Origin of the sequence: Methylobacterium isbiliense (assembly GCF_022179325.1) — a bacterium.
Taxonomy (GTDB): Bacteria; Pseudomonadota; Alphaproteobacteria; order Rhizobiales; family Beijerinckiaceae; genus Methylobacterium; species Methylobacterium isbiliense.
The window spans coordinates 1-6,087 of sequence record NZ_BPQQ01000059.1 but is presented as its reverse complement, the minus strand read 5'-3'; the positions used below and the strand labels follow the sequence as shown (position 1 = coordinate 6,087).

Below are 6,087 nucleotides of genomic sequence, written 5' to 3'. Positions count from 1 at the left end.
GACACATTCTGCGATGACCCCTCCTCGCCCGTGCTCTCGTCCTGCCGGCGCTTGGTGGTCTCGCCCATGTAGACGACCTGGGACCCGCGCTCGCCCCGGCGCACCTGCCCCCCGAGTTCCTGGGCCTGGCGGTAGGTCATCCACGTCGGCGAGCGGTGGCCCTTCTCGACTGCCTCAAGCCAGAGGAGGAGCGTGTTGATGCCGGAATAGGGCTTCCCGTTCGCGCGCCTCGGCCGCGTCACCCTCGCCCCGAGCTGGTCCCCGCCCCACGGCTTGCACCATGGCCGGACACCGCTCTCCAGATCGGCCACGATGCGGGTGGTGATGCGCGCGTAAGAGTCCGGAGCCGATGCGCTCGCTGCCGCCGTCGCGCCCGGCTCACCGTTGGTCTGCTTCGTCATGGTGTTTGGTCCCTCGTTCCTGACGGGGTCAGGGCCCCGCCATGACCCCTGCCCGTCGGCGAGACGGGGGAGCCGGGGGAGGGATGCGGGCGGGGGCGGCCGGGCTGCGAGCGCGCGGGGCGCCAGCCCTGCGCAGCCGAGCGGCCCTGCCGCCCTGTAGGCCGCGTTCCGTGGGGCGAGGGGGCAGCGCCCCCTCGGCGCCCCGCCAAACCGAGAGATGCTGGCCGTCAGGCCACCGTGCTGTGCGAAAGTCGATCGTTACCCGTCAGGGCGGAGACCGCGTGCGGGCTCCGGGAGGGGCGCAGCCCCGACTAGAGCGCGGCCGGCTTACCCGGTTCGCCAGCAACGAAGTCCTATACGCGCTGATGTGTATACCCCTAAGGCCTGATACACGGCTCCGCGATGGGTCCTGGCCTCGGGTCAAGCGATCCCCTATATCCTTCCTCCATTCTGGAAGATTTTTGGCAAAGCCATGCTCAAGACGCGAGCGCTCACCGCGAACGAAGCCGCCGCTGCCTCCCGCGTTCCGCTGAAGCAGGTGCATCGGATCATCGATGCGGGACTGCTCGAGGGTGCTGTCGAGGTCCGGCAGGGAACACGGGTCATCGACGGCCCGGGTCTCGTCGCGCTCAAGCTCGCCTACGTCACGGCCGACGTGCTGAAACCCGAAGCCCGCCGGCGCGCTGTCCAGAGCGTACTGAACAAGCCAGAGGAACCCGTCATCCGCGACCAGGCCGTCACGGTCGAGGTCGGCGTGATCGAGGCGGAGTTGGAACAGGGTCTGGCCGAGTTCGACGACGCCAAGGCGATGGTCTCGACCGATCCGGAGGTCATGGGCGGCGCGCCGTGCTTCACCGGCACCCGGATCCCGGTGCATGACATCGTCGACATGATGGCCAACGGCGACACGATCGCGGCGCTCGCGCAGGCCTACCCGGCGCTGGACGAACGCCGCATCGGCCTCGCCTCAATCTACGCGGCCGCCTATCCGCGGCGCGGGCGCCCTCGGACGCCTCCGTGGCGAGCTGCGGGGCCGAAATCGTCCGAGCGGCTGCGCCTCGCAGACGTGCCCTCGGCGTGAAGCTCCTGATCGACGAGTGCTTGAGCCCTGATCTGGCCGAGCTGGCGCGAGCGCATGGCTACCCCGAGTCGACCCATGTCACGTGGCTCGGCCTAACATCGGCCAAGGACTGGACCATCGCGCGTCGGGCCGTCGACGAGGGGTTCGTGTTCGTGACGAACAACACGGTCGACTTCCTCGCGCTCTACGGGCGCGAAGCTGTGCATGCCGGCCTGATCTGCCTAAACGCCGCGCCGAAGCTGATGAGCCTCGAGCTGCAGAAGCGCTTGTTCAGCATAGCGCTCAGCCGGCTCACGAGCGAGGAGTCCTACAACGAGGTTCTGGAAGTCACGGCTTTCGAGGACGGGGCAGTGACGGTCGACCGCTACGACCTGCCGTGACGGAAACAATTTTATACACATGAAAGTGCATACACATAAACGATCTTAACCCATCCGTTTGATCAATGAGCTCGCGCGTGATGTAAGCCGCACCGATCCGCCGCAGTGCCGAAGCTCGCCGGCGCAGGCAGACCCGTGCCAGGCGGCGACGTAGGTGACGGTCTCCCGCGCGCAGCAGTTCACCAGTGCAGCTTCATGAACTGTTTCGGAGCTTGTCATGAACGCGTGTTTCTGCCGCAAGCCTCTATAATATGGAGCTTTTTAGAGGCAAGCCGGGCCGTTCTTTAAAAACTGCCTCTAGAGTATAGGTTGGGGACGCACGATTTTTTGGCCTTCGAGAAGTCGGAGGTCGAAATGAAGGAGCTGAACGAGATATCGACGACCCTCGGCCAGGTGCCGATCGAGCACTTGGCCGTGATGGCCGTCCTCGCGGGATTTGCCCTGGCCGGGTTCGCCATCCACGCGGTCTGGTCGCTGGCTCGGGACAAGGAGCGGCGGTGATGCGGATGCGCGATTGGGTCATGCTGCCGACCACCTGGATCCACGAAGGCGGGCTAACCCGGCTGCGCTGGGTCAGCGACCAGGGTGCCGACAACATCGCGGCGCTCACGCTCCTCATGACGATCGCGCACCGCGCCGATGCGGAGATGGGCGAGGCGAAGCTCACCCATACCGAACTTGGCACCGCGACCGGGCTCAGCCGGGCGAAGATCGCCGGTGGTCTCGATGTCCTGACGGAGCTGCAGCTGCTCAAGCGGCGGCCCTTGGGCCGCAGCACCTACCGGCTCGCCGCCTACGACAGGTCCGCGGGCTGGGGAAAGCTTCCGGCCCGCCAACTCTACGTATCTGGCGAGGTCCAAGCATTCCACGCGTTGACGCTTCGGCAGGCGGCGGAGCTGCACGCGCTCAAGCTGTACCTGCTCTTCGTCGCGCTGCGCGACAACGGCACGAACCTGGCCACCATCAGCTACGACAAGATCGTGGGCTACACCGGGCTCGAGCGAGCCCACGTCAAGCGGGCGCTGAGTTTGCTCACCGTGCTCGGCCTCGTGCATACGGAACGGACCGCGAGCCAGGCTAACGCCTACGGCGTCTCGAACAGCTACCGCCTCGCGCATCTCGACCCTTACAATCACATGGGCACGCGCGGCCGGACGACGGCCTTCATGGATTTCGCGGAGGGCGAGTTCGCGGACTGACGCCGTCAGCTGACCCGGTTTTGCACCCGGGGGCCTAATCACTCGGATCGTCACCCGGCCTCGTGCATCGCGCCGCGGCCGCCGGGCAGGTGGCGGTAGAGGGTCGAAGCGGCGACCTTCAGCCGAGCCGCGACCTCCTCCATCGTGATCTCGGGATCGGTCAGCATGGCGCGCGTCGCCGCCAGGTCCTTCTTCGTCAGGGCCGGCGGCCGACCGCCCTTGCGGCCGCGGGCCCGCGCCGCGTCGAGCCCGGCGCGCGTGCGCTCGCGGATGATCGAGCGCTCGAACTCAGCCATCGCTCCGAAGATGTGGAACGTCAGCCGCCCGCCGGCAGACGTCGTGTCGATCGCCTCGGTGAGCGAGCGGAAGCCGATCCCCCGCTGTTCGAGGCCCTCCACCGTCTCGATGAGCTGGCGAAGGGAGCGGGCGAGGCGATCAAGCTTCCAGACCACCAGCACGTCACCGGCACCGGCGCGCATATACGACAGCGCGGCTGTGAGCTCGGACCGCTCAAGGCTGGCGCCCGAGGCCTTCTCGACGAAGATGCGTTCGCAGCCGGCCTGGCGCAGAGCGTCGAGCTGCAGCTCGGGCCTCTGATCCTGAGTCGAGACCCGCGCGTAGCCGACCAGCATCAGGACCGCGCCCGCCACTCGGCGACGGCACGGGCGAGGGAACGCTGTGCTCCCTCCGAAGCGCCCTGCCGGGCCAGGTAGGCCTCGACGGCGGCCGGGCCGTCAGCGAGGGTCGGGAACCGGGGATCGGCGAGCGCGTCGCGGGCGATGTCGCCGATCGGATCGGGGCGCTCGCCTTGCGCGAACAGCCAGGCGACAAAGGTGTCGTCCTCGGGCCGGGGGCGCCGATCACGTGGGGTGAGGCGAAAGTGCCAATTCCTGTCGCTGGGCGGGCTGGAGCGGGCGAAGCCGGCCGCGAGGAGCGCGCCCTTGAAGGCGCCGTTGGTGGTATAGAAGCCGCCCGGCGCGTCCTGGAACTGGTGCTTCAGGTCATAGGAGCTGGCGCTGCTCGGCGTCTCGGCGCCCTCGAAGGTGTCGCGTAGCCAAGCGATGACCGTGCGCTGGTCAGCGTCCGAAAGTTCGGCGAACGCTGCCGGATCGTCCTGCTTGGCCATGTCGCCTCCCGAAACTCACCTCCACCCTTCTGCTTTTCGGAGTTGGTTTCAAGAGGCAGTTTCGAGAACGAAAAGGCGAATGATCGCGATCGTCAGACCCGCGATGACACCGTCCTCTCGCAAACGTTCGATTGTCGGAGACGCATCGCTTCTCTCACAACGTGTCGCCACGGATTTTCCGCCCCCGACGGGCAGCGTCGTCGCTCAGGTGAGGATCTCAAGCACCGGGCACTCGGGTGCAGTCCCGCCCTCACACCGCCCGATCGTCTGGGACAGCAGCCTCTCTAGCTTCTTCAGGTCGGCGATCTTCGCTCGGACGTCATCCAGGTGCTTGGCCGCGATCTCCCGCACGTCGCAGCAGCAGGCGAAGGACGAGTTGCCCAAGGCGATCAAGGCTCGGATCTCATTGAGGGTGAAGCCGAGTTCACGACCCCGGCGGATGAAGGTCAACGTCTGGGCGTGCTCCGCCCCGTAGACGCGGCGCCCCCCTTCGCTGCGGGGCGGAGGCGGCAGCATCTTAATCAGCTCGTAATAGCGGATGGTCTCGATATGGACGCCGGCCCGCCGGGACAGCTCGCCGATATGGAACGTCTCCCCTCTCGAAGGCGTGATCTGGTTCATCGACAACCCCCTTGCTCCTGTAGCCACTACAGGAAGCAAAGGTAGCGTTCTCGACCGCAGGAGACAGTCGGATGCGCGCATTTGCCCCCGAGAGGGTTCAGGACCAAGTGGGGCTCGAAACCTCTCCCCGGAGAACCTCAGGTCTACTCGCCATCGGCGGTGTCCTGGCCGCTCTTGGGGCGTCCTCATGCTGTATTCTGCCGTTCCTGCTGTTCACCCTCGGCATCAGCGGTGCCTGGATCAGCAACCTGACTGCCCTCGCACCTTACCAGCCCCTGTTCATCCTGGCCGCTGTCGGTCTCCTGGCCAGCGGTTTCGTGCGGGTCTACCGCTCCCCCAAGGCCGCCTGTGCCGAGGGTAGCTACTGTGCCAACCCGAGTTCCTCGCGGATCGCCAAGATCGGCCTCTGGACGGCAGCCGTCCTTGTGACCATCGCGACCGCCTTTCCCTACCTCGCCCCCTTCCTCCTCGAAATCTGATCGGAGACCGTGACCATGAACACCAAGATCTGCACCGCCTTCGTCGTCCCCACGCTGCTCCTGGCCGGTGCTGTTGGCGCGGCCGAACGCACCGTGACGCTCGACGTCGAGAACGTGAGCTGTGTGACCTGCGCCCCCATCGTGAAGCGCACCCTGTCCAAGGTGTCGGGGGTGAGCCGAGTGATCGTCACCGAGAACGCGGGTGCAGCCCTCGCGACCGTCACCTTTGACGATCTACGGGTCACTCCTGAGGCGCTGGCGGTCGCGACGACCCATGTCGGCTTCCCCTCCCGCGTGCGGGAGAACTGACCGTGGAGAACCGGACACTCATCCAAACCGGGGCCATTGGTGCCGTGATTGCGGCGGTCTGCGACCCCGGTCCTGGTGATCGGGCTCGGAGCCATCGGGCTGTCCGCATGGGCAGCAGGCATCGACTACGTCGTGGTCCCGGCTCTGCTGTTGAGCCTGGGGCTGCTCGGGATCGGGCTCTACTGGCAGCGTAGGATCGCATTATGACTGACAAGACTTCGGACAAGACGACTGGGATGCTCCTCATCATGGCCATCCATCTCGTCTGCTGCGGGTTGCCGCTTTTCCTGCTCTCGGGTGGATCACTCGCTTTGCTAGCTCCCACCTGGCCAATCGCCACGGGGATCGTAGCGGTGCTCGGGGTCATCGGCCTCGGCTGGCATCTGCGCCGACGGAATTGCAGCACCTGTCCCCGTCCGTCGCCCCGAGGCTTCGCATGAAGCCCTACGATCTCGCCATCATCGGCACAGGTGTAAAGGGCGGTCCAATTT

Annotated in this window: 12 protein-coding genes; 8 read left to right on the top strand and 4 right to left on the bottom strand. The window is 66.4% G+C overall.

Annotated elements, in window-relative coordinates; all coding sequences use genetic code 11:
• Positions 1-401: ArdC-like ssDNA-binding domain-containing protein (locus tag MFF61_RS23445; RefSeq protein ID WP_238239777.1), on the bottom strand; the 401-nt coding region annotated here is incomplete at its 3' end.
• Positions 402-873: 472 nt separating this feature from the next.
• Here MFF61_RS23445 and MFF61_RS23440 point away from each other — a divergent pair.
• From MFF61_RS23440 to MFF61_RS23425, 4 genes are all read left to right on the top strand, one after another.
• Positions 874-1,482, top strand: a complete 609-nt coding sequence (locus MFF61_RS23440) for a DUF433 domain-containing protein (RefSeq protein ID WP_238239773.1) — start codon at positions 874-876, stop codon at positions 1,480-1,482.
• Positions 1,479-1,862, top strand: coding sequence for a DUF5615 family PIN-like protein (locus MFF61_RS23435; RefSeq protein ID WP_238239764.1), 384 nt, complete (start codon positions 1,479-1,481; stop codon positions 1,860-1,862). Before MFF61_RS23440 ends, MFF61_RS23435 begins: the two co-directional genes overlap by 4 nt.
• A 354-nt stretch (positions 1,863-2,216) precedes the next feature.
• Positions 2,217-2,363: a hypothetical protein gene (locus tag MFF61_RS23430; protein WP_238239762.1), complete on the top strand. Its 147-nt coding sequence runs from the start codon at positions 2,217-2,219 to the stop codon at positions 2,361-2,363.
• The gene (locus MFF61_RS23425; RefSeq protein ID WP_238239760.1) at positions 2,363-3,061 is read left to right on the top strand and encodes a hypothetical protein; all 699 of its coding nucleotides are present in this window, start codon (positions 2,363-2,365) and stop codon (positions 3,059-3,061) included. Before MFF61_RS23430 ends, MFF61_RS23425 begins: the two co-directional genes overlap by 1 nt.
• 50 nt (positions 3,062-3,111) lie before the next feature.
• On the opposite strand, the gene MFF61_RS23420 is transcribed toward MFF61_RS23425, so the two are convergent.
• The 3 genes from MFF61_RS23420 to MFF61_RS23410 all read right to left on the bottom strand — a co-directional run bounded on the left by MFF61_RS23420 (position 3,112) and on the right by MFF61_RS23410 (position 4,808).
• Complete coding sequence (locus MFF61_RS23420; protein WP_238239779.1) at positions 3,112-3,696, bottom strand: recombinase family protein; 585 nt, start codon at positions 3,694-3,696, stop codon at positions 3,112-3,114.
• On the bottom strand, positions 3,693-4,187 hold the full coding sequence (locus MFF61_RS23415) for a hypothetical protein (protein ID WP_238239748.1): 495 nt from the start codon (positions 4,185-4,187) through the stop codon (positions 3,693-3,695). The genes MFF61_RS23420 and MFF61_RS23415 overlap by 4 nt, the downstream gene beginning before the upstream one ends.
• A 204-nt stretch (positions 4,188-4,391) precedes the next feature.
• Positions 4,392-4,808 (bottom strand): MerR family transcriptional regulator, encoded by a 417-nt coding sequence (locus MFF61_RS23410; protein WP_238239744.1) that lies wholly within the window; start codon positions 4,806-4,808, stop codon positions 4,392-4,394.
• A gap of 71 nt (positions 4,809-4,879) precedes the next feature.
• Here MFF61_RS23410 and MFF61_RS23405 point away from each other — a divergent pair, with 71 nt between their 5' ends.
• The 4 genes from MFF61_RS23405 to merT are packed head-to-tail and all read left to right on the top strand — an operon-like array spanning position 4,880 to position 6,036.
• Positions 4,880-5,287, top strand: a complete 408-nt coding sequence (locus MFF61_RS23405) for a mercuric transporter MerT family protein (RefSeq protein ID WP_238239742.1) — start codon at positions 4,880-4,882, stop codon at positions 5,285-5,287.
• Between the two features lie 15 nt (positions 5,288-5,302).
• Entirely contained in the window at positions 5,303-5,596 is a 294-nt protein-coding gene (locus MFF61_RS23400; RefSeq protein ID WP_238239740.1) for a cation transporter, read from the top strand.
• A 48-nt stretch (positions 5,597-5,644) separates the two neighbouring features.
• Positions 5,645-5,803, top strand: a complete 159-nt coding sequence (gene merF / locus MFF61_RS23395; protein WP_435404810.1) for a mercury resistance system transport protein MerF — start codon at positions 5,645-5,647, stop codon at positions 5,801-5,803.
• The gene (gene merT / locus MFF61_RS34145; protein ID WP_505744352.1) at positions 5,800-6,036 is read left to right on the top strand and encodes a mercuric ion transporter MerT; all 237 of its coding nucleotides are present in this window, start codon (positions 5,800-5,802) and stop codon (positions 6,034-6,036) included. The genes merF and merT overlap by 4 nt, the downstream gene beginning before the upstream one ends.
• Positions 6,037-6,087: the final 51 nt, after the last annotated feature.